Source organism: Afipia birgiae 34632, assembly GCF_000308295.2.
Classification (GTDB): domain Bacteria; phylum Pseudomonadota; class Alphaproteobacteria; order Rhizobiales; family Xanthobacteraceae; genus Afipia; species Afipia birgiae.
Map to the genome: position 1 here is coordinate 2,159,685 of NZ_HG326652.1, position 26,375 is coordinate 2,186,059.

Genomic DNA, 26,375 nt, shown 5'->3' on the forward strand with positions numbered 1-26,375 from the left:
AGCTCCTCGCTGCAATCATCCGATCTTTGCTTGACTTGAACTTGTCCCGCCAGCAGTCTGTCAGCGCAAATAAAAAGCACCGAACACGAATTCGGATGCATCAGGGAGAAACGTCATGAAGTCATTTCTCAGCCTGCTCGCGACAGCGAGCATCGTCGGTGCCGGCGCCCTTCTCGGCCCCGTTCCGGCTTCCGCCCAGCAGCCCATCAAGATCGGCGTCCCGACTTCGGTCCAGCTTCAGGTCGGGCGCGATACGCAGAACGCCATTAAAATGGCCATCGAAGATATCAATAGCAAAGGAGGCCTCGTCGGCCGCAAGCTTGAAATGGTGGCCGCGGATGAGACCGAAAATCCCGAACAGGGTATCGCCGCGATCAAGAAGCTTACAGCCGACGATAAAGTCGATGTGCTGATCGGCGGTTACACCAGCGGCGTGACGCTGGCCCAGTTGCCGCACATTTCCAATGCAAAAACGATCTACCTCGGCGTCGGCGCAGCGTCTCCCGCGATCACCGCAAAGGTGAAGGCCGACTACGAAAACTACAAGTATATCTTCCGGGTTTCTCCGATCCATGCCGGCCATCAGGCCCGCGCGCTGGTCGATTTCATCAGTGGCAAGCTCAAGGGTGAGATGGGCCTGAAGAAGATCGCCATCGTCGGCGAGAACGCCAAGTGGGTGCAGGATCTTGTGCCGATCCTGAAGAAGGGTGCGGTCGATGGCGGCACCGAAGTGCCGATGGCCGAGTTCTTCGACACCTCGACCTCGGACTTCTCGCCGCTGTTTGCCAAGGTCAAGGCCAGCGGCGCGCAGTATCTGATCGTCATCCTGTCACATGCGTCGTCGGACATCTTCGTCAAGCAGTGGCACGACGCGCAGGTGCCGATTCCGATCGGCGGCATCGATGTGAAAAGCCAGGACGCGGACTTCTTCACCCGCGTGAGCGGCAAGGCGCTGTCCGAGACCGTCGGCCTGTTCGCGACCCGCGCCGCGCTGACGCCCAAGACGATCCCGTTCTGGGACGAGTTCGTCAAACGCTTCGGCACGGCACCGGTCTACACCGGCGTCGGCGCCTACGATGCGATCTACGTCTACGCAGAAGCCGTGAAGCGCGCCAACTCGGTCGAGCCGAATGCGGTGATCAAGGAACTCGAGAAGACGGACTATGTCGGCATCGCCGGCAAGATCCAGTTCGACGAAGTCCACGATGTGAAGACGGGACCCGGCCTGCAGAACCTGCTGTTCGCTCAATGGCAGAAGGACGGTGCCCGGATCGTGGTCTGGCCGAAGGCTTCAGAAACGGGAAAGATGATCCCGCCGCCCTGGATGAACTGAACAGTTTCACGTCGTGAGAACGCTGGCCGGTAACGATCTTACCGGCCGGCGATCCTGAAGGCACGCCTTCCCCTTACGCACGAGAACAGCAGACAGCAGGCGGTTATGCTCGAAATCCTGATCTATGGCGCTGTGTCCAGCGCGATCTACGCGATGCTCGCGGTAGGCTTCACGCTCATCTTCGGTGTCGCCCGCATCCTCAATCTCGCGCACGGCGCATTTTATGCCCTGGGCGCTTATGCGGCTTACGTCTTCACCTCCCTGCTGAATTTGCCGCTGCTGCTCGCCGCGCCGCTGGCCGTCCTGCTGGTCGCCGGATTTGGCGTGCTGATGGAACGGTTTCTGGTGCGGCCGCTGCGGGCCTCGCAACTGGCGGTGCTGATGATCACGCTCGCTGTGTCACTGGCTGTCGAGCAGGCGCTGTTCATCACCTTCGGCTCAGAATACAGGAACGTGCCGTCCTTCGTTGCCGACAAGATCTCCATCGGCGGCGTCGATATCGGCGGGCAGAGACTGCTCGCGCTGGTCGCCGGCATTCTTGTCCTTCTGCTGCTGTGGCTCTTCATTCAACGCACGCGCCTCGGCGCGGCCATTCTTGCGGTGTCGCAGGATCCCGAAGCCGCGCAGTACATGGGCATTCCCACCAACCGCATCTTCTCCATCGTCATGGCGATCTCGGCGGGCACCGCGGCGCTCGCGGGCGTGCTGGTGTCGCCCTTCCTCACGGTGCAGCCGACCATGGGCCTGCTGCCGATGGTGAAGGCCTTCGCCATCGTGATTGTCGGCGGACTGGGATCGATCCCCGGAAGCATCATCGCCTCGCTGATCCTCGGCTATTCCGAGACCATCGTGGCCTACCTTGTCTCGACGTCATGGACTGAACTCGTGTCCCTGGTCGCCGTCGTTATCACCCTCATGATCAGACCGTCCGGGATTCTCGGCCGGCGGGCGGCGTTCTGACATGCGGCAGATTTCCTCGATCGATCTTGCTGGCGGAATCGCCGTGGTGGCGGTGCTCGCACTCGCGCCCATCGTCATATCCAGCAACTATCTCACCGGCGTGCTGACCGTCTGCGCCATCTATGGCATCTGGGCCTCGAGCTGGGATTTCATGTCGGGCCTGACAGGCCGCGAGAATTTCGGCCATTCGCTGTTCATCGGCGCGGGCGCCTACACCGCCGGGTTCATGGCGACGATCTGGTTCACCAACCCATGGTACAGCCTGCCAGCAGCGGTCGTCATCGCGGTTGCGTTCAGCCTGATCGTCGGCTTCCCGACATTGCGCCTGCGCGGCCCCTATTTCGCCCTGGCCATGCTGTCGGCCTCCGCAATCCTGCAACGTCTCTGCCTGATCTTCTGGGAATACACCGGCGGCGAGGAAGGCCTCTACGGCCTCGATCCGCTGATCCGCAATCCTCTCCAGTACTACTGGTTCGTCCTGGCGATCCTTGTCGTGACCGTGATCGTGCTCACGTTGCTGGCGCAGTCGCACTGGGGCCTGTTGCTGCGTGCCATTCGCGGTGACGAAGCAACCTGTCAGGCGGCTGGCATCAATGTCACCTTCTACAAGATCGCATCGCTGGCTATCAGCGCAGCCTTCGCCGGCCTCGGTGGTGCACTCTATGCACACTATCAGCTTCAGGTCTCGCCGCCGCTGTTCTCCGTCGTGGTATCGATCACCATCATCATCATGTGCTACGTCGGCGGCATCGGTTCGATCTACGGCGCTGCGATCGCCGCGATCCTGCTTACGCTGCTCACAGAGTTGCTGCGGGGCTTCGGCGAATACCGGCTCTGGATCTACACCCTCACCCTGATGCTGATCCTGTTTTTCCTGCCGAACGGCCTGATCGCGCCGCTCTGGCGCAGAATGACGGAGCGCTTCCGATGACCGCGCTTCTCGAAGTCAATGACGTCACCAAGCGGTTCGGCGGCCTCACCGCCGTGAAGAACGCAACCTTCAAACTGGAAAAAGGCGAATTCACCGGAATCCTCGGTCCCAACGGCGCCGGCAAGACAACGCTGTTCAATCTCCTCACCGGCTTCATGGCGCCGACATCCGGCACCGTCAAGTTCAATGGCGAAACATTGCAAGGCCTCGCGCCCTACAAGATCGTCAACCGCGGCATGGCGCGGACCTTCCAGCTCTGCCGTCCTTTTGTGGGCATGAACCTGTTGGAGAATGTTCTCGTCGCCTGCATGTCGCCCCGTGCGCATCAGGATCATGACAAGGAAGAGCGCGCGCGGCACCTGCTCGAACAGGTCGGCCTCGGCGGACGTGGCGCGGAGCCGGTGGAAACGCTTCCCTACGGCGACCTGCGGCGGCTCGAGATCGCCCGCGCGCTGGCGACGCGACCAGACCTGCTGCTACTCGACGAGCCGTTCGCTGGTCTCGGCAGCAGCGAAATCGAACCGCTGGCGCAACTGATCAAGCGCCTGCATCGCGAGGAAAATCTGACCATCCTGCTGATCGAGCACAAGCTGCGCGAGTTCATGGCGCTGGTCTCCCGGGTGATCGTGATGAATTTCGGCGAGATCATCGCAGTCGGTCCGCCCGACGAGATCGTCAAGAATCCGAAAGTGATCGAGGCCTATATCGGAAAGACGGAGGAAGCTCATGCCTCTGCTTGAAGTCTCCGATCTGCGCGTCAGCTACGGCAAGGCGCTCGCCATCGAATCCGTTTCGATCAGGGTCGACAAGGGTGAACTGATCGGCGTGCTCGGCCCCAACGGCGCGGGCAAGACCACGCTGCTGAAAGCGATCTCGCGCTCTATCCCTTCTCAAGGCACGCTGACGTTCAAGGGCCAGTCTCTCGATGGTGTCGCACCGTACGATGTGGTGGCGCGCGGCATCTGTCATTGTCCGGAGGGCCGCAAGTTGTTTTCGGAACTGTCGGTGCTGAAAAATCTTCAGCTCGGCGCTTACCTGCGCAAAAACAACGCCGAGATCAATGCTGATCTTGAACGTGTGTTCACGCTGTTTCCGGTGCTGCGCGAACGGCAATGGCAGCAATCGAGCACCCTCTCCGGCGGCGAACAGCAGATGGTGGCGATCGGCCGCGCCCTGATGGGGCGACCGGAACTGCTGTTGCTCGACGAACCGTCAGTCGGCATCGCGCCGCGGCTGAAGGGCCTGATCTTCGATGCAATCCAGCAAATTCGAAAAGACGGCACCGCCATCCTGATCGTCGAGCAGGATGCGACCTCGACCTTGCGGATCACAGACCGCGTCTATGTTCTCGAACATGGCCGCACCATCCGCGAGGGCACGCCGAAAGACCTCGCGGGCGACAAGTACATTCAGCAGGTTTATCTTGGCGTGTAGGCCCGCCCGCCGAACCGTCATTGCAAGGAGCGGAGCGACGAAGCAATCCAGCTCTTTCTGAACGACTGGATTGCTTCGCTGGCAATGGATGGACGACTTATTTCTTGTCCAGCGCGCCTTCGGCCTTCAGCACCTCGTGAGCGGCCTTGAAGGCTTCGAGTCCTGACGGAATGCCGCAATAGACCGTCGCGTGCAGCAGGATTTCCTTGATCTCCTCGACGCTCACGCCATTGGTCAATGCGCCCTTGACGTGCAGCTTCAGCTCGGCGGGCTTGCTCAACGCCGTCAGCATGGCGAGGTTGAGCATACTGCGGGTCTTGCGGTCGAGGCCCGGCCGTGTCCAGGCGTAGCCCCAGCACCATTCGGTGGTGATGTTCTGGAACGCCATCATGAAATCGTCGGCCTTGGCAATGCTGCCGTCGACGTAGTCCTTGCCCAGAACGTCGCGACGGACGGCCAGACCTTTTTTGAATTGTTCGCTTTCACCGCTCATGACGCTCTCCAGACACTTCGACTGATGATGGGTAATCCAACAGGCTTTAGCGGCTGGGTGCTGATCCGACAATCGCCGGTTCTGCCGCGCCGGTATGACACATCCGATGGCGTCGCTAATTCCCCTTCGCCCCCGACGCCTGAATGACCGGCGACCATTTTGCGACTTCAGCCTTGAGGTGGGCGGAGAGCGCCTGCGGCGTCGCCTGCCCCGGCTTCACCGGCTCAATGCCGAGCGCGGCCATGCGTTCGATGACCTTCGGATCTTTCAGCGCGGTCTGCAAAGCATCGTTCAGTTTCTTCTGGACGTCAGCCGGCAATCCCTTGGGCGCCCACATCGCATGCCATGCGGCCACTTCGAAATTTTTCAGGCCGGCCTCGTCGAGCGTCGGAAGATCGGGGAGAATTTTCAGCCGCTCCTTTGTCGTCGCAGCATAGCCCTTGATCTTGGAATCCTTGATCTGCGCCGTGGTGGTCGTGGTCTGGTCGCACATCATGTCGAACTGGCCACCGAGCAGGTCCGACATCGCCGGCCCGGTACCGCGATAGGACAGCGCCGTCATTTGGGTGTCGATCGCGCTCATGAACATGATCGCGCACAGATGCGACGCCGAACCGATGCCCGCGTGGGCATAGGTCACGGCAGCTTTCTTCTGCTTGATCCAGGCGATCAAATCCTTGGCGGTCTTCGGCTCAAGGCCGCTCTTGCCAACGATTGTCATCGGCACGTCTGCGATCCGGCCGATGGAATCGAAATCGTCGATCACGTTGTAGCGGAGGTTGTCGTAGAGCGAGGGCGCGGTCGCCTGCGCGATATGCCAGACCGTGACCATGTAGCCGTCGGCGGGAGATTTAGCGACGCGGGTCATTCCGATGGTGCCGCCAGCACCGCCGACATTCTCGACCACGATCTGTTGACCCAGCGTTCGTCCCATCGATTCCGCGACAAGGCGGGAGACCGCATCGGTCGGTCCGCCCGCCGCGGCGGGAACGATCAAGGTGATCGGACGTGAGGGAAAGCTTTGTGCTGCGGCGGGTCCGATTGCCGACATCGACAGCAATGTCCCGACAACCGAGCCCGCAAACCCAACGAACAGCTTCCGCATGGCGTCCTCCCCTTGGTGTGTTTCCTTGCCTTCTTTCTTTGGCTTGGTGGTCCCGGCTCTGCGGCCGGTTCTGGTCGTCTTGTCTAGCTATCCTGGTTGTCTCCGGCCAATGCGTCGCACACGGCCTTGGTGACATCAGCGGTTCTTGCCTTTCCGCCTAAATCCGGTGTGTGGAGCGACTTATCCGCCGTGACTTTTTCAATCGCCCGCATCAGCCGCGCTGCGGCGGACGGTTCGCCGAGATGCTCCAGCATCATGACGCTGGACCAGAATGTGCCGATCGGGTTCGCGATCCCCTTGCCGATGATGTCGAAGGCCGAGCCATGAATCGGCTCGAACATCGACGGGAACGTGCGCTCGGGATTGAGGTTGGCGGTCGGCGCGATGCCGAGCGAGCCCGCCAGCGCTGCGGCGAGATCCGACAGAATATCGGCGTGGAGGTTGGTCGCGACGATGGTGTCCAGAGTTTCGGGCTTGAGCGTCATGCGCATGGTCATGGCGTCGACCAGCATCTTGTCCCATGCGACATCCGGGAATTCGCGGGCAACCTCGGCGGCGATCTCGTCCCACATCACCATCGCATGCCGCTGCGCGTTGGATTTCGTCACCACCGTCAGGAATTTGCGCGGCCGTGAGCGCGCCAATGCAAACGCAAAGCGCATGATTCGCGCGACGCCTGCGCGCGTGAACATCGACACGTCGGTGGCGACCTCCTCGGGCAACCCCCGATGCACACGCCCGCCGACGCCGGCATATTCGCCTTCTGAGTTCTCGCGTACGATCACCCAGTCCAGTTCCGGACCGGACACATTTCGAAGTGGGCTGACGATGCCCGGCAGGATCCGGGTCGGCCGGACGTTGGCGTACTGATCGAACGGCTGGCAAATTGCCAGCCGCAGCCCCCACAACGTGACATGATCGGGTACATCCGGCACGCCGGCGGAGCCGAACAGGATTGCGTCATGTTTCCTGATCAGGTCGCGTCCGTTGTCCGGCATGAACGCGCCGGTTGTCTTGTAGCGCTCTGATCCCCAGTCGAAATGATCGAATGCGAAGGTGAATCGGCCATCACGCCTGGCGCAGGCATTCAGCGCTTCCACGCCGGCGGAGATCACTTCGGAGCCGATGCCGTCGCCGGGAATGGCTGCAATTCGATAAGTTTTCACGCTGAATCCGTTTTTGGTTGAGCCGTCGGTCGCGAACCGCCGTGGCTGAACGGGCCGGCAGGCCTTCCAACCGTCCGTCATCCGCAGCGCGCTTAGGGATGCCATCTTCCATGGAAGATGGTATGGATGTCAAGAGACCTCGCGCGGAACACAGGCTTGCCTCTATAAGGAAGCGGTAGTCAGGAACGGACATGAGTCGCCTCAAAACGCCCCCCGCAGAGCCGCTTGCCAGAGCACCGTCGCTTGTCGCCGACGCCTATCAGGCGCTGAAGAACGCTATACGCGATAACGCCTTCGCCCCCGGCTACCAGGGCTCAGAGCAGGAAATCGCGCTTCGGCTCGGCATGAGCCGGACCCCGGTTCATGAAGCCCTGATCCGGCTTCAGGAAGAAGGCTTGGTGCGGGTTTTGCCAAAACGCGGTGTCACCGTTCTGGCGCTGTCGCCGGACGATATGCGCGAGGTCTATGACGTGATCATCGCTCTTGAAGGCATGGCCGCCGAGTTAATCGCAGGCATGAGCCCTAAAGACCGCCGTCCCATCGTTGCAACACTGGAGAGCATCAACACCGAGATGAAAAACGCGTTGCAGCGCGATGAGCTCGACGCGTGGGCGCGTGCGGATGATCGCTTTCATCGCACCCTGATCGACGGCAGCGGGAATATGCGCCTGGCGCGCGTTGCTAATACCATCATGGATCAATCACACCGCGCACGGATGATGACGCTCCGCCTGCGCGCCAAACCGACCAAATCGCTCAAGGAGCATCAGGCGCTTATCGCCGCCATCAAGAGCGGCGATGCGATGCTGTCGTGCAGCGAAGCCCAAAGTCACCGGCGGCGCGCGCGCAGCGAACTCCTGCCGCTGCTGGACCAGTTCGGGATGAAGCATCTCTGACCGCGCCGCGCGCGATTGCATAGGCGTATTCGCAAACTGCAGCTGCTCCTGACCGGCGAATTGCGGTTCATAGACATATGAGTCGCGATTTGTTCCCCGGGCGCGCCCGATGACCCCCATGACCCCGGACATGAAACCGGCCATGAAGCCCGTGCACATCGCGCTCAACGTGCTGGCGGTGTGCTTCGCGCTGTCCGTGCTCGGACGCGGACTCGGCGAAAGCTTCACGGTTTTCCTGTTGCCGATTTCCCAGAGCTTCAGCTGGGACCGGGCGGAAATCATCTCGATCTACTCGCTGGCAGCGCTGGCAGGCGGCCTCTCGGCTCCTTTCATCGGACGACTGTTCGATCGGTCTGGCCCCCGCGCCGTCTATTCGCTGGGACTGGCCTTGCTGGGTAGCGCGTTCCTCGCCGCCGCCTATGCGCAACAGCTTTGGCAATTCCAGCTCAGCCTCGGCCTCTGCGTAGGGCTCGGCATCGCTTGCATCGGCAACGTCCCGAACTCGATCCTGCTTGGACGATGGTTCGGCCCGAAGCTGCCCACCGCAATGGCCGTGGTCTACTCCGCGACCGGCGCCGGCGTGCTGATCCTGTTGCCGTTGTCGCAGGTCCTGATTGACCGCGTCGGCTGGCGCGGCGCGTATCAGATCTTCGGCGCGACGGCGCTGGTGATGCTTATTCCGCTACTGTTTTTGCCGTGGAAACTGTTCGCGTCCGGCTCGGCCACGCTGGCAAGGAACGCCGCCGCCGAGGTCATCGACGAGGGCTGGACGTTGCTCAGCGCGATGCGTCATCACGCATTCTGGGCCCTGTTCTGCACATTCTTCTTCACCGCGGTCGGCATGTTCGCGCTCTCGGCCCAGATCGTCGCCTATCTGATCGATGCCGGGTTTCCGCCGCTGCAGGCCGCGACCGCGTGGGGGTTCAGTGGCGTGGTGCTGCTGTTCGGCATGCTCGGCGTCACCTGGCTCGACGGAATTATCGGACGCCGCCGCTCGGTGCTGTTCAGCTACGCCCTGTCGATCATCGGCATCGGCCTGCTCTGGCTGCTGAAATCGTACCCCAATGTCTGGCTGCTGACCGCGTTCGTGGTGACATTCGGCAGCATGATCGGCTCGCGCGGCCCGCTGATCACCGCAACCGCGATGAAGATTTTCCGCGGCGAGCGGGTCGGTACGATCTTTGGAACGATTTCCATTGGCAGCGGCCTTGGCTCGGCCTTCGGCTCGTGGGCCGGCGGGCTGATCCACGACATGACCGGCGGCTACGACGCGCTGCTGCTGTTTGCCCTCGTCAGTGTGATCCTCGGCATGATCCCGTTTCTCGTGGTCCCCGCGCTGCGGCAGTGACCACATGCCAGTTGCGCCGATGTCCGCAAGTTGCAATCATCGCTGCATGATGGAGCTGGAGATATTGCCATGAGCGCGCCACTCGACGCACCGGATTGGCGCAAGCTGACGCAGGAACAGCTCGACCTCGGGTTCAATAACACAACCCACGTGCCCGAAACCGCATCCATTGTCGGCGAATGGGACAGATTGTCGGCCGAGATGCGCGCGCGGCATCCGCAGTCTCTCGATCTTCGTTATGGTCCGCGCGAGCGCAACCGGATCGATTTCCTCAAAGCGAGTAACGGCGGCCCGACGCTGGTCTTCATTCATGGCGGCTACTGGCAGACGCGCGCGAAGGAAACCTTTGCGTTCAGCGCCAGCGGGCCGATGGCGCATGGTATCAACGTCGCCCTTATCGGTTACACACTCGCGCCCGACGCGACGCTCGACCAGATCGTGGATGAGGTCCGCACCGGCATCGATACCCTTGTCAACGAACTTCCGGCGCTCGGCGGCAGCGCGGACAGACTGGTTGTGTCCGGCTGGTCGGCCGGCGGGCATCTGTCGTCCATGACGCTCGGCCATCCGCACATCAAGGCCGGGCTTCTGATCAGCGGGATCTACGATCTCGAACCGATCCGCCACAGCTACCTGAACGCCAAGCTCGGGCTTGATGAGGCCATGAGCCGCCGCAACTCTCCGGTGCTGCAACCGGGCGGCGTGGACAAACCCCTCGTTGTTGTCGCAGGCAGCGGAGAATTGCCGTTGCTGCGCAAACAGTCCGCCGATTTCGCCGCGCACCGCGCCACGCACGGATTACCGGTCGTCTACGAGGAAATTCCCGGTGCGAACCACTTCACCATGATGGATGAACTGGCATCGCCCTCAGGCCGCCTGACGACGCTGGTCCGTCAGCTTTTCGAGCGCTAGTTGCAGCTCACGCCGCGAGCGGCAACCGTTTCTCGATGATGCGCGAGAACAGGCTCGCCCCGACGGGCAAAATCTTGTCGTCGAGGATGAAGCCGGGATTGTGCAGCGGCACGCTCCCCTCGTGACCCAGCCAGAAATAGGCCCCCGGCACCGCAAGCAGCATGTCGGCGAAATCCTCGCTGCCCATTTTCGGTGTCGGCGTCGTCAGCACGTTCTCGCTGCCGACAACCTCGCGGGCCACGTCCGCCACGAAATGCGACTGCTCTTCGTGATTGACCAGCACCGAGAAGATATCGCGGATATCCACCTTGATCTCGACCTGAAACGCTGCCGCCATGCCGGCTGCGATGGTGCGCATCCGGTCGCGGATCTTTTCCCGGACCTTCTCGGAAAACGTCCGCACGGTGCCTGCCAGCATCGCCTCGCCCGGAATGACATTGTAGGCCGAGCCCGCATGGATCTGCGTGATCGACAGCACCGCGGATTTCAGCGGATCAACATTGCGGCTGACGATGGTCTGCAACGCCTGCCCCAGCGTCATCGCGATCACCACCGGGTCGCGTGACATTTCCGGCATCGCGCCGTGGCTGCCATAGCCGGTGATGGTGATGTCGAAGAAATCCGCGCAGGCCATGCTCGGCCCGGGAAAGATCGCGACCTGACCCGGATTAAGCTGGGGCGCGTTATGCAGCCCATAGACCTCGTCGAGCGGAAATTTCTCGAACAGCCCGTCCTTGATCATGGCGCGCGCGCCGCCGAGCCCTTCTTCGGCGGGCTGAAAAATGAAAGCCACCGTGCCGTCGAAGTTGCGGGTCTGCGCTAGATAGCGCGCCGTGCCTAGCAGGATCGTGGTGTGCCCGTCATGACCGCAGCCGTGAAAGCGATCGGGAATCGTCGAGCGCCAGCTCAGATTGGTCTTTTCCTCCATCGGCAACGCGTCCATATCGGCGCGCAGGCCGATCCGCCTGTTGCCGCCGCCCTTGCCTTTCAGCAGCCCGACCACGCCGGTGCCGCCGAGGCCGCGATGCACCTCGATGCCCCATCCCGCGAGCTTCTCGGCGACGATGCCAGATGTGCGATGTTCCTCGAAGCCGATTTCCGGGTGCGCATGAAGATCGCGGCGGATCGCGGTGAGTTCGTCGGCAAAGCTGTCGATCAGTTCAATATTGGGCATGCGGCGTCATCCGTTTTTAAGATTGTAGCCAGGCAAAGCAGCGCCATCTTGGCAAATCATTGCAGGGTGGCCAAGAGACCGGCCATCAAACGTCCGCGTTCGACCAGGCTGTCGACTTCGATATGCTCGTTGAGGGTATGATAATCCGCGCCGCGCACGCCAAGGCTGTCCAGCGTCGACAGCCCCATCGCGCCGGTGAAGTTTCCGTCTGAGCCGCCGCCCGAACTGCCGTGGATCAGATCGAGGCCGATTGTCTTCCCCACCGCGCGCACCTGTTCATAAAGCGCCATGGTTCCGGCATTGGGTTCCCAGACCGGCCGCGTCACGCCGCGCGTCACCGTGAACGTCACGTCATTCGTCGTGCCGTTCAGCGCCAGCATCCGCTCGACCCCGCGATCGAGATCGGCCTGGCGTTTCGCCATGCTGAGTGCCTCGCCGCGGCAGCTCGACGCCACGCAGTTGACCCACTGCCCGCCGTGAACGACGCCGACGCTGAAGGTGCAGTCGTCGCCGGTCATGCCGTCGATGGCGATGATCTGCCGCGCCATTTCGCGGATTGCGGATCGCCCTGCCGCTAGCGTCGCACCAGCGTGGCTCGGCTTGCCGACAGCTTCCAGATTGAACCGCGCAATCGCGTAGCGACCCGTGGTGACGCCTGCATTCCTGAACGCCGGTTCCGGCACCAGCACATACTTGTTGCGCGCGGCTTCCGCCTCGATGATGTCACGCGTGCTGGGGGTGCCGACTTCCTCGTCCGGCGTGAAGAGAACCGTCACTGGCAGCGGCGTTGCAATCGACGCTCTCTGCAATTGCCGGATAGCTTCGAGCGCGGCGTAATTGCCGCCTTTCATGTCGAGGATGCCCGGCCCGTAACATTTGCCGCCCTCACGCCGCCACGTCAGCTTTTGCAGCGTGCCGACCGGATGAACCGTGTCCATGTGGCCCGCGATCAGAATGCCCGGCTGTCCCTGCTTGGGGTGCGGAAATCGCGCCCGGATGCAGCCGCCGAAACCCTGCCGCCCGGCGACATATTCAATCGACGCGCCGTCAATCGCCATGTCGCGGGCGGCGAGCTCGAGCATTCGGTTGACCGCAGCGGCATCCCAAGTCGGACTTTCGCATTCAACCCACGGGCGCAGGCCCGCCAGCATGGTTTCAACATCGAACGGAAGCGACATGGGATTGAGCAAGGCGTTGTCCCCCTGGAGTTTGCTTTTCTGAATGGCGGAATCTGCGTCCCACGCTCCGGATCGTTGCAGGTTCGGCAACCGATGCAAGATGCAAACTTGCCGGGCCTGCTGCCAGTTTGGCGATGTTGCCTGCCGAAATCAGATTGCGTATGCAGGCCGTCCAATCAGGAAGGGCTTGCGATGTCGATTTGCGCTGCAACACAGGTGCGTTTGTGACGCAGTCGCTCGTCGCCGTGCCCCCGTCCAACGCGAAGGCCGCCAGCTGGATGGTCGGCTGGCTCACCCTGATGCTGGTCCTGCTGGTGGCGGGCCGCGAGCTCTCTCGCGAACTCGACGTGTTCCTGATCATGGAATTGCGTTCGGCCATCGGCCTGATCATGCTCTCCCCGCTGATTGTCATGAACGGCGGCTTTGCGAGCCTGAAGACGGCACGGCCGCTTCAGTATCTCGGCCGCAACATCGTCCATTACGCGGCGCAGTACGGCTGGTTTCTGGCCCTGACGCTGATCCCGCTGGCACAGGTCGTCGCCATCGAGTTCACCATGCCGATCTGGACTGCGCTGCTGGCGGTGGGTTTTCTCGGCGAGCGCCTGAATGCGTGGAAGATTCTGGCCATCGTGCTGGGGCTGGTGGGCGTGGTCATCATCGTGCAGCCCGGCGCTGCACCGGTCAGCCCGGGCCAGTTGATCATGGTTCTGGCGGCAGTCGGATTCGGCGTATCGATCGTCATGATGAAATCGCTCACCCGTACCGACTCGGTCGTCGCGATCATCTTCTGGATGCTGGTGATCCAGTCGCTGATCGGCCTGCTCCCGGCCTATCACTATTGGCGCTGGCCATCGGCGCAGGCCTGGCCGTGGGTCATCGTGATCGCGTTCAGCGGCACCTATTCGCACTACTGCGTGACGCAGGCGATGCGCTATGCCGACACCACGGTTGTCGTGCCGATGGATTTTCTCCGCGTGCCGCTGTCGGCTGCGGTCGGCTGGCTGATCTATTCCGAGCGGCTCGATGCAGCGACCATCGCGGGCGCTGCGCTGATCCTGACCGGCAATCTGCTGAACCTGAAACGCTCATAGCCGGCGGCCATTGCGAGTGAGTCTTCACCTCTCCCCGCCTGCGGGGAGAGGTCGGATTGCCATAAGCGCGTTCACGCGCGTCTTCGACGCGCTATGGCAATCCGGGTGAGGGGCTCTAGCGCAAACCGGATGCTATTCCCCCTCACTCCAACCCTCTCCCCGTAAACGGGGAGAGGAAGAAAATTCAAGCCGCGCTCGTCTTGTCCACCGACAGCACGCCGCGCCGGATCTGGTCTTCCTCGATCGACTCGAACAGCGCCTTGAAGTTGCCCTCGCCAAAGCCGTCGTCGCCCTTGCGCTGGATGAACTCGAAGAAGATCGGGCCGATCGCGTTGGCCGAGAAGATCTGCAGCAACACCTTGGTGTGACCGCCATCGACCACGCCCTCGCCGTCGATCAGGATGCCGTTCTTCTGCAGCCGCGCGACATCCTCACCATGTTTCGGCAGCCGCGCATCGATCTTCTCGAAATAGGTGTCCGGCGGCGGCGGCATGAACGGCAACCCGTCCGCGCGCAGTTTCTCGATGGTGTGATGGATGTCCTTCACGCCGCAGGCGATGTGCTGGATGCCCTCGCCGTGATAGGTGTTGAGATATTCCTCGATCTGGCCGGAATCGCCCGCATCCTCGTTGATCGGAATCCGGATCTTGCCGTCGGGACTGGTCAGCGCGCGTGAAAACAGGCCAGAGGCCCTGCCCTCGATGTCGAAAAAGCGGATCTGGCGGAAATTGAACAGCCGCTCATAGAATCCGGTCCACACATCCATGCGGCCGCGATGGACGTTGTGGGTCAGGTGATCGAGATAGAACAGACCAGCGCCATCGGGGCGAATGTCCTTCAGCCCAAGCCACTCGAACTCGGCGTCGTAAGCCGAGCCCTTCGCGCCGTAGCGATCGACGAAGTACAGCAGGCTGCCGCCGATGCCCTTGATCGCGGGCACGTCCAGCGTCTTGCGGGATGAGATCTCGTCCGCAGGCTCTGCGCCGAGCACCAGCGCGCGCTCATAGGCATGCCTTGCATCGACCACGCGGAACGCCATCGACGGCGCACACGGACCATGCGCGGCGACAAAGTCATACCCGTGCGCACCGGGCTGTTCGTTGACGAGGTAGTTCACGTCGCCCTGGCGATAGACCGTGATCGCCTTGGTCTTGTGACGGGCGACCGCCTTGAACCCCATCAGGCGGAACAGCGCGTGCAGCTTTTCCGGCTCGGGATGAGCGTACTCGACAAACTCGAAGCCATCGGTGCCCATCGGATTGTGCTCGGAAATGACGGCGGCCGGCGCATCGTGCGGAAACGGACCCATGGCGATCTCCTCTTGCCAGTCTTCGCTGGCGATTCCTGCTAATCTGGAGGTGATCATGAGCCGCTTTTGATGCAACAGGCGTGCAAAATATGGCATACTTTGCTAATATCGTGCACGGATCGTGCACAAATAGTGGATTTTCCGCATGACATCGCTGGACGGTTTCGACCTCAAAATCCTCGCCGCGCTTCAGGACGATGGGCGCCTGACCAATCAGCAACTGGCCGACCTCGCAGGTCTTTCGGCATCGCAATGCTCGCGGCGGCGAACGCGGCTGGAGGACGAGAAGGTCATCGCCGGTTATCACGCCGACCTCGCCAGCGAAGCACTGGGTTTCAACGTGCTGGCCTTTATCCAGATCACGCTGGCGACACACTCTCCCAACAACGCCAAGCGCTTTCGCGACCTGATGCGCAGGGTGGATGAGATCCAGGAAGCCTATTCGCTGACCGGCGACGCGGACTATTTGCTGAAGGTCGTGTTGAGCGATCTCAAGAGCCTGTCCGACATCGTCAACAACGTCCTGATGCCGCACGAGAGCGTGGCGCATGTGCGCTCGTCCATCGTGCTCGACCGGCTGAAGACCACGCGCAAGCTGCCGATACGGAAGTTATCGACCTAACCGTCATTGCGAAGAGCGCAGCGACGAAGCAATCCGGTCTTGCTTGTTGCTCTGGATTGCTTCGCTTCGCTCGCTATGACGATTGATACAACCCACTTCTAAACGGACGGCAGGATCGTCCCCTCAACCTCGCCGAAGCCGACGCGATAGCCGTTGCCCTGACACCAGCCGCGCATGGTGAGCGAGTCGCCGTCGTCGAGAAACGATCGCTGCACACCATTGCCGAGATCAAGCGGCTCGGCGCCGCCCCAGCTCAGCTCAAGCATGCTGCCGCGTTCGCTTTTATCGGGGCCGCTGATGGTGCCCGAGCCGAGCAGATCGCCGACATTCATCGCACAACCTGATGAAGCGTGATGCACGAGCTGCTGCACCGATGACCAGTACATGTATTTGAAATTGGTTCGGGTGATGCCCGCCGGCTTCTGCAACGTCTCCGTCTTGAGATCGACGGCGAGCTGCAGGTCGTAGTTGTTCGCGCCTTTCTGCTGCAGATATGACAGCGGCACCGGGTCCTGCGCCGGTCCCTTGACGCGGAACGGCTCCAGCGCCTCGCGTGTCACGATCCACGGACTGATCGAGGTGCCGAACGCCTTCGCCTGAAACGGACCCAGCGGCACATACTCCCACGCCTGAATGTCGCGCGCGCTCCAATCGTTCAGCAGCGTGAAGCCGAAGATCATCTCCTCGGCCTGCTGCTCAGTCAGCATCTCGCCCATGGCGGACGCCTGACCGATCACAACACCCATTTCCAGTTCAAAGTCGAGCCGCCTGCAGGGACCGAATACCGGCGCATCCGCTGTCGGCGGCTTCAGCTGCCCGCGCGGACGGCGGATTGGTGTGCCGCTGACCACGACGGTCGATGCGCGGCCGTTGTAGCCAATCGGAATCGACAGCCAGTTTGGCATCAAAGCATTGTCCTTGCCACGGAACATGATGCCGACATTGGTCGCGTGTTCCTTCGACGAATAGAAATCGGTGAAGCCCTGCACGGCGATCGGCATATGAAATTGCGCGAAGTTCTGCGGAATCAAAGCGCTCCTCCGCAAGGGCATGTTGTCGCGCAATTCCGGATGATCATGCCGCAACAATTCGCTGATCCGTGCACGGGTCCTGGTCCACACCTTCGGACCAAGCGCCATGAAGGCATTCAGCGACGGCTTCGCGAAAACACCGTTGGCATTGTCAAAACGGATCAGGCCCGCGGCTTCCAGCGCCGCGAGGTCTAGAACGAAGTCACCGATTGCGACACCGACCCGCAGATCCGGCTGCTCCGGCGTGAAGAACACCCCATAGGGCAAATTCTGGATCGGAAAATCCGAGGATGGATCAACCTCGATGAAAGAGCGCAGCTTGGGATCGTTCGGGTGCATCTTATCCATCCGGATGGTTATTCCGCGTCGGGCTGGCGGCCGGGTTCGGCGGCGGCGAAGGCATCGAGTTTCGCGGCGGCGGCATCAATCGCCACGATACGCTTGTAGGGTGTGAGGTCCACGCCGAAGCGGCGGGCGTTGAACACCTGCGGCACGATGCAGATATCCGCCAGTGTCGGCTGATCGCCGAGAGCAAACGGTCCGGGCAGATGCGACAGCCGCGCCTCGACCGCCTCGAATCCGGTCTCGATCCAGTGCTTCGACCATGCCGCGCGCGTGGCCTCATCGACGCCCATGCCGGTCAGCCTGTTCAGCACCCGCAGGTTGCCGATCGGGTGAATGTCGCTTGCAACCGCCAGCGCAATTTCGCGCGCTATCGCCCGCCCCTTCGCGTCCGGCGGCAGCAACGGCGGCTGCGGATGGGTCTCGTCGAGATATTCGATGATGGCAATCGACTGCGCCAGTTCGAGATCGTCGTCGATCCAGTACGGCACCAGCCCCGCTGGATTGACCTTGCGATAGGCCGGCTGTGTCTGCTCACCCTTGCGCAGATGCACGAAGCGATGCTCCGCGCTCAGTCCCTTGAGACCCAGCGCAATGCGCACGCGATAGGCCGCGCTGGAGCGGAAGTAGCCATAGAGAACAGCATCACCCATGCCGGTCATGCCTTATGGCTTCGACGGGTCGAAGCGGCGCTCCAGCCCCTGCCAGCAATCGGCATAGTCGTCCTGCAACGCGCTGGTCGTCGCGGCATATTCGGTCACGTGCTGCGCAAAACGCGTCTCGAACATGAAGGCCATGGTGCCGGTCAGTTTCACCGGCTTCAATTCGCCGTTGCTGGCGTGATCGAACGCCTCGCGGTCCGGCCCATGCGGCAACATCATGTTGTGCAGGCTGATGCCGCCCGGCACGAAGCCCTGCGGCTTGGCGTCGTAGACGCCGTAGATCAGCCCCATGAACTCCGACATGATGTTCATGTGATACCACGGCGGCCGGAAGGTGTTTTCCGCCACCATCCAGCGCTCCGGGAAGATCACAAAGTCGATATTCGCAGTGCCCGCCGTTTCCGACGGCGAGGTCAGCACGGTGAAGATCGAGGGATCGGGATGATCGAAGCCGATGGCGCCGACCGGCGAGAATGTCCGCAGGTCGTACTTATATGGCGCGTAGTTGCCGTGCCATGCCACCACATCGATGGGTGAATACGGCAGCTTGGTCACGAACAGCGATCCGCCCCACTTCACGTAAAGCTCGGTCGGCGTTTCCTTGTCCTCATAGGCCGCCACCGGCGTCAGGAAGTCGCGCGAGTTGGCCAGGCAATTCGCTCCGATCGGCCCGCGCTCCGGCAGCGTGAACGCGCCGCCGTAGTTCTCGCACAGGTAACCGCGCGCCGGACCGTTGGGAATCTCGACGCGGAACTTGACGCCGCGCGGGATCACAGCGATCTCGCCGGGCTCGATGTCGATGATGCCGAACTCGGTGACGAGGCGCAGGTTGCCCTCCTGCGCCACGAACATCAGTTCACCGTCAGCATTGTAAAAGTGCTGATCCACCATCGATTTGGTGATGAGATAGATGTGCGCCGCCATGCCCGCCTGCGTATTGGCGTCACCCGCCGTGGTCATGGTGGTGACGCCCTGCAGGAAGGTCTGATCCTCCTTCGGCATCGGCACCGGGTCCCAGCGCAGCTGCGCGATCGGCATGTCGTACTCGGTGCACGGCGCGGTGCGCCAGTATTTCGCGTCAACCTTGGTGAAGCGGCCCGAATGCTTCACCGACGGGCGGATGCGATAGAGCCAAGAGCGCTCGTTGGTGCCGCGCGGCGCGGTGAACGGCGAACCGGACAGTTGTTCGGCATAAAGCCCGTAGGCACAATTCTGCGGCGAGTTGCGGCCGATGGGCAAGGCGCCAGCCAGCGCCTCGGTCTCGAAGCTGTTGCCGAAGCCGGACATGTAGCCCGGCGTGACATTGACGGCGTTGCGATTGACGGCGCCGGGAGCGGTGTTGATGTTCATCGCATTATCCTCCTTGCAGAGCAGCCCACATTTCGCGGTCGCGCTTGTCGGTCCAGATCACGGGATCGTCGATCCCGGATGCTTCATCGAACGCGCGCGAGACATTGAACGGCAGGCAATGTTCATAGATGGCGAAGCTGGAGAACTTCGGGTCCATCACCTCGCGCGTCGCGGCCATGGTTTCCTTCAGCGAACGTCCCTTCGCGACCGACAATTCCGCCGCGCCATAAAGCGACGTCACGAAGTCGCGCGTCATGGCGATGGCCTCGTTCACGGTCGCCGTTCCCTTCAGTGCATCACCGCGGCCGGGCGCGACGGCTTTCGGATTGAAGTCGCGAATTTCATTCAGCGTCAGCGGCCATTCGCGCAACAATGCGTCGCCGCAGTAACACGCCGAATGAAACTCGATCAGATCGCCGGAGCACATCACCTGAGCATCGGGCACCCAGGCGACGATATCGCCGGAGGTGTGTCCCGCGCCGAGATGGATCAGTTGCACCTCGCGCTTGCCAAGATAGAGCGTCATACCGGTGTCGAACGTCAGCGTCGGCCAGGTCAGGCCGGGAATGCTCTCAGCGTCGCGAAACAGCCTTGGAAACCGGCCATACTCGGAATCCCAGTCCTGCTGTCCGCGTTCCACGATCAGCCGCTGGGTTTCCGTTGAGGCGATAATGCCCTGCGCCTTGTAGGCGGACGCGCCGAGCACACGCACCGCATGATAATGCGACAGCACAACGTACTTGATCGGCTTGTCGGTCACGGTCTTGACGCGCTCGATCACGCTGTTGGCCATCGCCGGCGTCGCCTGGGCGTCGAACACGATGCAGCCGTCGTCGCCGACGATTACCGCCGTGTTGGGATCGCCCTCCGCGGTGAAGGCATAGATGTCCGGGCCGATTTCGGAGAAAGTGATTGTCTTCTCCGTCATGTCTCCCGTCGAGGCGAAACCTTTTGCGCTCATTTTTGAGTTCCTGTTGAAGCCGTTTTGTCTGTTGCGTTTGAAAGTTGCCGTTTTGCCAGCGCGATCGCTTCGCGCAGCACCTCGGCATCCCCGATATGATTGGCCAGAATCAAGACCAGCGCCGTATCCAGCGATACGCTGTCCTCGTCACTCAGGTCGCGATGCGCTTCCACCACCAGCCGGTAGGCGGTGTCAGGATCGGAAAAATTCGATTGCGTCGAGAGTGTCATGGCAACGCTCCTGGTTGCGCGCCGGCGCGTGCGATGGCGGCCTCGACGGCCTCATGCGTCGGCTTCCGGAAACGCGCCGCGACATAGCCATCCGGACGCAACAGATAGGCCGCGCCGTCGGTGGCATCATAGCGCTTGGCAAACAGCCCCGACACGTCGCGCAGCGGAGCCGTCTCGCCGATATGGATGGAGTGACAGCCGGGCAGATCGTTGCCGTCCGCTCCGGATCGCAACAGGACGAAGTCGCCACTCCCCTGCCTGAAAACCTCGGTGAGATAGATCGGCTCGCCGCTTGCGGTCGCCAGTGGCGCGTCGATCATCTGCGCGCCGGGGCGAGGCCCCGCGTCCCATGAATCGCTGTCGGGCGTCGACAACGGCGACTGATAGATGGACGGCGTCGAGAGCCGTCCGCCGTTGACCATCCGCTTGGCGAATTCGGTTTCCCTGGCAAGCCTCAGCACCGCCTGGCGCATCCGGCGTTCCTGCTGCGAATGCGGCGCGATGAAGTCGGTCGAGCGGGTCGAGGCACGGATGTTTTCGTCGGCGGCGGCGCTGCGCTCGATCTCGTAGCTGTCGAGCAGCGACGCTGGCGCCCTGCCTCGCAGGATCAGCGACAGCTTCCACGCGGCGTTTTCAGCATCTTCCAGACCGGAGTTTGCACCGCGCGCGCCGAACGGCGAGACCTGATGTGCTGAGTCGCCGGCGAAGATCACACGCTCATGGACAAAGCGCTGCATGCGGCGGCACTGGAACTTGTAGATCGAAATCCATTCGAAATCGAACTTCGCGTGACCCAGCATGCGCTCAATGCGCGGACGTACATTCTCCGGCAGGCGCTCAACGGCGGGATCGGCGTCCGGCCCCAGCTGCAGATCGATGCGCCAGACGTCGTCAGGCTGGCGATGCAGCAGCGCGGACTGGCCGGAATGAAACGGCGGATCGAACCAGAACCAGCGTTCGGTCGGGAATTCCGCCGTCATCTTGACGTCCGCGATTAGGAACTGATCCTCGAACACCTCGCCGGAAAACTCCGCGCCGACGAAACCGCGCAAGGCCGACCGCGCACCGTCGCAGGCGACAACATAATCCGCCTTTAGCTGATAGCGTCCATCCGGCGTATCGATAGCCAGCACGACATGATCGTTGCGCTGGTCCAGCCCGACCACTTTGTTGCGCCATCGCAGATCGATCTGCGGCAATTCCTGCACCCGATCGACCAGAAAGGCCTCGGCGTAATACTGCTGAAGATTGATAAAAGCCGGCATCTTGTGCCCGTCTTCCGGCAGCAGATCGAAGCGGTAGAGCATGTCGTCGTTCAGGAAGATCTTGCCGACCTTCCAGACAACGCCCTTCTCCACCATGCGTTCGCCGACGCCGAGACGGTCCCATAATTCCAGCGAGCGTTTCGAAAAACAGATCGCGCGCGAACCGTCGCCGATCCTGTCGGCGTCGTCCAGCAGAACCACGCCATGGCCGCGCTGCGCCAGATCGATCGCCAGCGTCAGCCCGACCGGTCCGGCCCCGACCACCACCACCGGATGGCGCGCCGCATCTGCGGCGGTCCGGTCCTGATCGGAATGGCGGCGATAGCCGAACTGAATGACCCGAGGTTCCGGCACGTCTCTACCCTGCTTGACTGACGGGCTCCTTGAACGAAGCTCTGGTGTGCCTCTTGAATGAAGCTCTAGCCAGCAAGATAGACCAAGGCTATTATCGTTGCAACTGCAACCAACTTGACCGAGGCCCTGCCTTGGCCCAACCGGACGTGTTTCTTGAGCAAGCTCGACCTCTTCAAGTTCGTGCCGTTCCGGCTGAACCGGCTGGCCGCGGAGGTCAGCGCGGAACTCGCCAGCGAGTATCGCGAGCGACATGGCTTGGACATTCCGGAATGGCGGGTGCTGGCCACGCTGGGCTTTCGCGATGACGCCTGCACGGCGCAATACATCGCCCACTGCACGCGGACCCATAAATCGACCATCAGCCGGGCCGTCGCCCACCTGCTGGAACAGCAATTGATCGAACGCGTCGAGAATGCGGATGACCGCCGCGAGCTTGCCCTGCAGCTCACCCGCAAGGGACACGCACTCTATGAGGAGCTCATTCCCCGCCTGCTGCGCAAGGAACAGGACATCCTGTCATGCCTCACAGCGGCCGAGCGGAAGGAGTTCGCCAACGCGCTCGGCAAGATCGAGCAGCGTCTCGATCTGGTTCAGACCGTGAAGGACGCACGCGCCAAAAGGGACGCGTATTAGGCGGCCCTGCTAATGCAACTTGGCGTCATTGCAGGCGCAAGCGAAGCAATCCAGAGCGACAAGGAAGAGTTGGACTGCTTCGTCGCTAACGCTCCTCGCCAAGACCGCATGGTCGGCAGGATCTGCTCCCTCTCCCCGCCTGCGGGGAGAGGCAAAGTAAGCCATCACGCTGCGCGGATATTCGCCATAAAGCGATCCAGCTCCTGACGCAGCCGCGTGCTTTCGACCGCCAGCGTCTGCGCGGAGTTCAACACTTCACCTGACGCAGTTCCGGTTTCGCTCGCGCCGCGGTTGACCTCGGAAATGCCCTCCGCGATTTCCAGCGTGCCGCTGGCGGCACTCTGGACGTTGCGGGCGATTTCCGTCGTCGCGGTGGTCTGCTGTTCGATGGCGGCTGCGATGTTGCCGGCGATCTTGGAAATCTGGCCGATGGTCTCGCCGATTTCCTTGATGGCGAAGACGGATTCCTGGGTGGCTTCCTGCATTCCGGCGATGTGCGATGAAATTTCGTCGGTCGCCTTCGCGGTCTGGCTCGCCAGAGATTTCACTTCAGACGCGACGACGGCAAAGCCGCGTCCCGCCTCGCCCGCCCGCGCAGCCTCGATGGTGGCGTTCAGCGCCAGCAGGTTGGTCTGCTCGGCGATCGCCGTGATCAGCTTGACCACGTCACCGATCTCCTGCGCCGCCCGCGACAGCTTGGCGATGCGCGCGTCGGTGGCTTCGGCCTGCGATACTGCGGCGGCGGCAATGCGACTCGACTCCTGAACCTGACGGCCGATCTCATTGACCGATGCGGAGAGCTCTTCGGTAGCAGCAGCGACGGACTGTACGTTCGCCGATGCTTCCTCCGACGCGCCCGCGACCTTGCCGGACAGCTCCTGAGCCGTCTCAACGGTCCGGCTCAGGGTCGTCGCTGAGGACTCAAGCTGGCTCGCCGAGGACGAGACGCTCGATACGATCACGCCGACCGCGGTTTCGAAATCGTCAGCGAAGCGATGAAGCTCCGCGCTGCGTGCGGCGCTGGCGGATTTGCCCTGCGCCTCACGCTCCGCCGCCTCGCTCTGCGCCTTGGCAACCGCGCGCATCTTGAATTCCTCGACAGCGCCGGCCATCTCGCCGATTTCATCCTTGCGACCAAGCCCCGGCAGCACGACATCGAAATTGCCGCCGGCAAGTTGCCGCATCGCGTCACACATGCCGATCATCGGCCGGGAAATCCCCCGCCCCAGCATCCATGCGAGGATCGCGCCGAACATGATGACCCCGGCGCCGAGCGCTGTGACGAACTGGCTGGTCGAATGTGCCGCCGTTGCAGATTTCTTGGCGAGCTCCGTCTGCCGGATCACCAGACCGTCCTTGATGGTCTTCGCTTCCTTCGTCACGGACGACGCCGCCTCGTTCATCTTGGTCGACAGTGCGACGATCTTCGCGGTGTTCTCAACGAACTTCGTGAAGGCCACCTTGTAGGCATCGAGTTCCTGGGTGATTTCCGTGATCTTTGATGCAAGCTTCGCGTCCTCTGCCGACAACGTCCCAAAGCTGTTCTTCAGAAGCTGCATGCGCGCGTTGACGCTGTTGGCGACGGCGGCATCAGGACGCAGCACATAATTGCTGATGTTGGAAGTGATGGATGCCGAGTGGATCGCCAGTTCCTTGGCATTCTGCTGAATCGAAGTCAGGCCGGCCAGGATCGCAGTATCGGCCAGATCGTCAAACTTGTAGCGAATGACGTTGCCCATGCGGAGCAACTGGTTCGATGCGATCGCCGCGTTTTCGGTCTTCAGCTTGATGACGTCCGCGAACAGCGCCGCGAAATCACCGTAGCTGGCGGAAAGATTGAGAACGCTCTTGCGGTTGTCGGCGGTCGCGACCCGGGCGGCGCGTTCGATCGCACTGCCGAGGCTGGCCTCGGCGGCACGCGCGGCCTCCTCGTCGGCCGGAAGGCCGGTCGTCACGTACTGGCGGGCGAGAAGCTGATAGGCCACAAGCTCGCGATCGATCTCGCGCGCGCTGTCGCTCTCGGCGACGATCCCCTGATAGGACTGAACGCCATCGGCGATCCGCTCGAATCCGAAATAGGCGACGCCCATGTTGATGGCGGAGATACCCAGCACGGTGACGAAACCGAGCATGATCTTGGTTCGAAATCTAAGATTTGAAAGGAAGCTGACGTTTGCCCTCTGCTTTGCCGGAGCGCCCCTAAACCAGCCCATTCCCAACCCCCAAAAATTCTTTTTGCATACGAAGCTGCCGGCGAGCCGGCCGGTTTGAAAGTGCTTCAAAATAAGCAGGAATGAATAACACCCCGTAAATTACTGCCTCACGCAGCAAAAACGCCCGCCAGGCGGGCGTTTCTTGCGGACGATGCGTACAAATACAGCAGGTTTAGCCATATCCCGGCACCGCCTGGCGCCGAATAATTAACAATTCATTCCCAGCTCAGCGCGCCACCGTTCTGGTATTCGATCACACGAGTCTCGAAGAAGTTCTTTTCCTTCTTCAGATCCATCGCCTCCGACATCCACGGAAACGGGTTATCCGTCTCATCGAATACGCGCGTCAGTCCAAGCTGGGCGCAGCGGCGGTTGGCGATGAAGTGCATGTACTGCTCGCACAGCGCGGCATTGAGCCCCAGAAATCCTCTCGGCATGGTATCGCGGCTGTAAGCAGCCTCCAGTTCGGCAGCCTCGCGGATCATGCCGCGCACCTCGTCCTGAAACGCGTGCGTCCACAGATGCGCGTTCTCCATCTTGATCTGGTTGATGACGTCGATGCCGAAGTTCAGGTGAATGGATTCATCCCGCAGGATGTACTGATACTGTTCGGCGATGCCGACCATCTTGTTGCGGCGGCCGAGCGACAGGATCTGCGCGAAGCCCGTGTAGAACCACATGCCCTCGAAGATCACATAGAACGCCACCAGATCGCGCAGGAAGGCCTGATCCAATTCCGGCGTACCGGTCTTGAAATCCGGGTTCTCGAGATTCTGCGTGTGCTTCAGCGCCCATGCCGCCTTGTCGGTGATCGACGGCACCTCGCGGTACATGTTGAACAGCTCGCCCTCGTCAAGGCCGAGACTTTCGACGATGTACTGGAAGGTGTGAGTGTGGACCGCCTCCTCGAACGCCTGCCGCAGCAGGTACTGGCGGCATTCGGGATTGGTCAGGTGGCGGTAGATCGCCAGCACGATGTTGTTGGCGACGAGGCTCTCCGACGCGGCGAAGAAACCAAGATTGCGCTTGATGGCGCGGCGCTCGTCGTCGGTGAGGCCATCGCGCGACTTCCACAGCGCGATGTCCGCCTGCATCGAGACTTCCGTCGGCATCCAGTGGTTGTTGCAACCGGCGAGATACTTCTCCCACGCCCATTTGTACTTCAGCGGCAGCAGCTGGTTGACGTCGGCGCGGCAGTTGATCATCGCCTTGTCGTCCACCGACACACGGCCGCCCTTGCGGTCGATGGTGCCGAGACCGGTCTGATCAATCGCTGTGGATTGGCCAGTGAGGATCGGTGGAAGCGTATTGACGGCTTTGTTCGGTGAAGTTTCGGACCAGTCGAGCATAGAAATATTCCTGATGTTCATTGATGTTGGGCG

General features: G+C 61.8%; 25 protein-coding genes. 11 read left to right on the forward strand and 14 right to left on the reverse strand.

Annotation, left to right across the window (positions count from 1 at the left end; all coding sequences use genetic code 11):
* Nucleotides 1-115: 115 nt before the first annotated feature.
* From BN32_RS10180 to BN32_RS10200, 5 genes are all read left to right on the forward strand, one after another.
* Nucleotides 116-1,333, forward strand: coding sequence for an ABC transporter substrate-binding protein (locus tag BN32_RS10180; RefSeq protein ID WP_019198081.1), 1,218 nt, complete (start codon nt 116-118; stop codon nt 1,331-1,333).
* A 105-nt stretch (nt 1,334-1,438) separates the two neighbouring features.
* Nucleotides 1,439-2,293 carry a branched-chain amino acid ABC transporter permease gene (locus tag BN32_RS10185; protein ID WP_019198082.1) on the forward strand — a complete coding sequence of 285 codons (855 nt, stop codon included), beginning with the start codon at nt 1,439-1,441 and terminating at the stop codon, nt 2,291-2,293.
* Nucleotide 2,294: 1 nt separating this feature from the next.
* Nucleotides 2,295-3,224, forward strand: a complete 930-nt coding sequence (locus BN32_RS10190) for a branched-chain amino acid ABC transporter permease (protein ID WP_019198083.1) — start codon at nt 2,295-2,297, stop codon at nt 3,222-3,224.
* Nucleotides 3,221-3,964: an ABC transporter ATP-binding protein gene (locus tag BN32_RS10195; protein WP_019198084.1), complete on the forward strand. Its 744-nt coding sequence runs from the start codon at nt 3,221-3,223 to the stop codon at nt 3,962-3,964. Before BN32_RS10190 ends, BN32_RS10195 begins: the two co-directional genes overlap by 4 nt.
* Nucleotides 3,951-4,658 (forward strand): ABC transporter ATP-binding protein, encoded by a 708-nt coding sequence (locus tag BN32_RS10200; RefSeq protein ID WP_019198085.1) that lies wholly within the window; start codon nt 3,951-3,953, stop codon nt 4,656-4,658. Before BN32_RS10195 ends, BN32_RS10200 begins: the two co-directional genes overlap by 14 nt.
* 97 nt (nt 4,659-4,755) lie before the next feature.
* Here BN32_RS10200 and BN32_RS10205 read toward each other — a convergent pair whose 3' ends face one another.
* The 3 genes from BN32_RS10205 to BN32_RS10215 form a co-directional block, all read right to left on the reverse strand.
* Complete coding sequence (locus tag BN32_RS10205; protein ID WP_019198086.1) at nt 4,756-5,151, reverse strand: carboxymuconolactone decarboxylase family protein; 396 nt, start codon at nt 5,149-5,151, stop codon at nt 4,756-4,758.
* Between the two features lie 115 nt (nt 5,152-5,266).
* Nucleotides 5,267-6,256 carry a tripartite tricarboxylate transporter substrate-binding protein gene (locus BN32_RS10210; RefSeq protein WP_019198087.1) on the reverse strand — a complete coding sequence of 330 codons (990 nt, stop codon included), beginning with the start codon at nt 6,254-6,256 and terminating at the stop codon, nt 5,267-5,269.
* Between the two features lie 83 nt (nt 6,257-6,339).
* Nucleotides 6,340-7,422, reverse strand: coding sequence for a tartrate dehydrogenase (locus BN32_RS10215; protein WP_040426232.1), 1,083 nt, complete (start codon nt 7,420-7,422; stop codon nt 6,340-6,342).
* 191 nt (nt 7,423-7,613) lie between these two features.
* Between BN32_RS10215 and BN32_RS10220 the strand changes: the two genes are divergently transcribed.
* The 3 genes from BN32_RS10220 to BN32_RS10230 all read left to right on the forward strand — a co-directional run bounded on the left by BN32_RS10220 (nt 7,614) and on the right by BN32_RS10230 (nt 10,578).
* The gene (locus BN32_RS10220) at nt 7,614-8,318 is read left to right on the forward strand and encodes a GntR family transcriptional regulator (protein ID WP_019198089.1); all 705 of its coding nucleotides are present in this window, start codon (nt 7,614-7,616) and stop codon (nt 8,316-8,318) included.
* A gap of 109 nt (nt 8,319-8,427) precedes the next feature.
* Nucleotides 8,428-9,666 carry an MFS transporter gene (locus BN32_RS10225; RefSeq protein ID WP_040425622.1) on the forward strand — a complete coding sequence of 413 codons (1,239 nt, stop codon included), beginning with the start codon at nt 8,428-8,430 and terminating at the stop codon, nt 9,664-9,666.
* A gap of 69 nt (nt 9,667-9,735) precedes the next feature.
* Nucleotides 9,736-10,578, forward strand: a complete 843-nt coding sequence (locus tag BN32_RS10230) for an alpha/beta hydrolase (RefSeq protein WP_019198091.1) — start codon at nt 9,736-9,738, stop codon at nt 10,576-10,578.
* Between the two features lie 7 nt (nt 10,579-10,585).
* On the opposite strand, the gene BN32_RS10235 is transcribed toward BN32_RS10230, so the two are convergent.
* Both BN32_RS10235 and BN32_RS10240 read right to left on the reverse strand, forming a co-directional pair.
* Nucleotides 10,586-11,752: a M20 aminoacylase family protein gene (locus tag BN32_RS10235; protein ID WP_019198092.1), complete on the reverse strand. Its 1,167-nt coding sequence runs from the start codon at nt 11,750-11,752 to the stop codon at nt 10,586-10,588.
* A gap of 56 nt (nt 11,753-11,808) precedes the next feature.
* Complete coding sequence (locus BN32_RS10240) at nt 11,809-12,930, reverse strand: M20/M25/M40 family metallo-hydrolase (protein WP_040426234.1); 1,122 nt, start codon at nt 12,928-12,930, stop codon at nt 11,809-11,811.
* Nucleotides 12,931-13,154: 224 nt separating this feature from the next.
* Between BN32_RS10240 and BN32_RS10245 the strand changes: the two genes are divergently transcribed.
* Nucleotides 13,155-14,021 (forward strand): DMT family transporter, encoded by an 867-nt coding sequence (locus BN32_RS10245; RefSeq protein WP_040426236.1) that lies wholly within the window; start codon nt 13,155-13,157, stop codon nt 14,019-14,021.
* Between the two features lie 184 nt (nt 14,022-14,205).
* Here the strand turns inward: BN32_RS10245 and hppD are convergent, their stop codons facing one another.
* The gene (gene hppD / locus BN32_RS10250; protein WP_040426238.1) at nt 14,206-15,330 is read right to left on the reverse strand and encodes a 4-hydroxyphenylpyruvate dioxygenase; all 1,125 of its coding nucleotides are present in this window, start codon (nt 15,328-15,330) and stop codon (nt 14,206-14,208) included.
* A 145-nt stretch (nt 15,331-15,475) separates the two neighbouring features.
* Here hppD and BN32_RS10255 point away from each other — a divergent pair, with 145 nt between their 5' ends.
* Nucleotides 15,476-15,952, forward strand: coding sequence for an Lrp/AsnC family transcriptional regulator (locus BN32_RS10255; protein WP_019198096.1), 477 nt, complete (start codon nt 15,476-15,478; stop codon nt 15,950-15,952).
* A 98-nt stretch (nt 15,953-16,050) separates the two neighbouring features.
* Here the strand turns inward: BN32_RS10255 and fahA are convergent, their stop codons facing one another.
* The 6 genes from fahA to BN32_RS10285 are packed head-to-tail and all read right to left on the reverse strand — an operon-like array spanning nt 16,051 to nt 22,147.
* Nucleotides 16,051-17,322, reverse strand: a complete 1,272-nt coding sequence (gene fahA / locus BN32_RS10260) for a fumarylacetoacetase (protein ID WP_040426240.1) — start codon at nt 17,320-17,322, stop codon at nt 16,051-16,053.
* Nucleotides 17,323-17,339: 17 nt separating this feature from the next.
* Entirely contained in the window at nt 17,340-17,978 is a 639-nt protein-coding gene (gene maiA / locus BN32_RS10265; protein ID WP_082757495.1) for a maleylacetoacetate isomerase, read from the reverse strand.
* 12 nt (nt 17,979-17,990) lie between these two features.
* The gene (gene hmgA / locus BN32_RS10270) at nt 17,991-19,337 is read right to left on the reverse strand and encodes a homogentisate 1,2-dioxygenase (protein WP_019198099.1); all 1,347 of its coding nucleotides are present in this window, start codon (nt 19,335-19,337) and stop codon (nt 17,991-17,993) included.
* 4 nt (nt 19,338-19,341) lie between these two features.
* Nucleotides 19,342-20,298, reverse strand: coding sequence for an MBL fold metallo-hydrolase (locus BN32_RS10275; RefSeq protein ID WP_019198100.1), 957 nt, complete (start codon nt 20,296-20,298; stop codon nt 19,342-19,344).
* Nucleotides 20,295-20,528 carry a DUF2783 domain-containing protein gene (locus BN32_RS10280; RefSeq protein WP_019198101.1) on the reverse strand — a complete coding sequence of 78 codons (234 nt, stop codon included), beginning with the start codon at nt 20,526-20,528 and terminating at the stop codon, nt 20,295-20,297. The genes BN32_RS10275 and BN32_RS10280 overlap by 4 nt, the downstream gene beginning before the upstream one ends.
* On the reverse strand, nt 20,525-22,147 hold the full coding sequence (locus BN32_RS10285) for an FAD-dependent oxidoreductase (protein WP_019198102.1): 1,623 nt from the start codon (nt 22,145-22,147) through the stop codon (nt 20,525-20,527). The genes BN32_RS10280 and BN32_RS10285 overlap by 4 nt, the downstream gene beginning before the upstream one ends.
* A 114-nt stretch (nt 22,148-22,261) precedes the next feature.
* Between BN32_RS10285 and BN32_RS10290 the strand changes: the two genes are divergently transcribed.
* Nucleotides 22,262-22,780 (forward strand): MarR family winged helix-turn-helix transcriptional regulator, encoded by a 519-nt coding sequence (locus BN32_RS10290; protein ID WP_152343892.1) that lies wholly within the window; start codon nt 22,262-22,264, stop codon nt 22,778-22,780.
* A gap of 164 nt (nt 22,781-22,944) precedes the next feature.
* On the opposite strand, the gene BN32_RS10295 is transcribed toward BN32_RS10290, so the two are convergent.
* On the reverse strand, nt 22,945-24,993 hold the full coding sequence (locus tag BN32_RS10295; protein WP_040425624.1) for a methyl-accepting chemotaxis protein: 2,049 nt from the start codon (nt 24,991-24,993) through the stop codon (nt 22,945-22,947).
* Nucleotides 24,994-25,208: 215 nt separating this feature from the next.
* Nucleotides 25,209-26,342 (reverse strand): ribonucleotide-diphosphate reductase subunit beta, encoded by a 1,134-nt coding sequence (locus tag BN32_RS10300; protein WP_019198105.1) that lies wholly within the window; start codon nt 26,340-26,342, stop codon nt 25,209-25,211.
* Nucleotides 26,343-26,375: the final 33 nt, after the last annotated feature.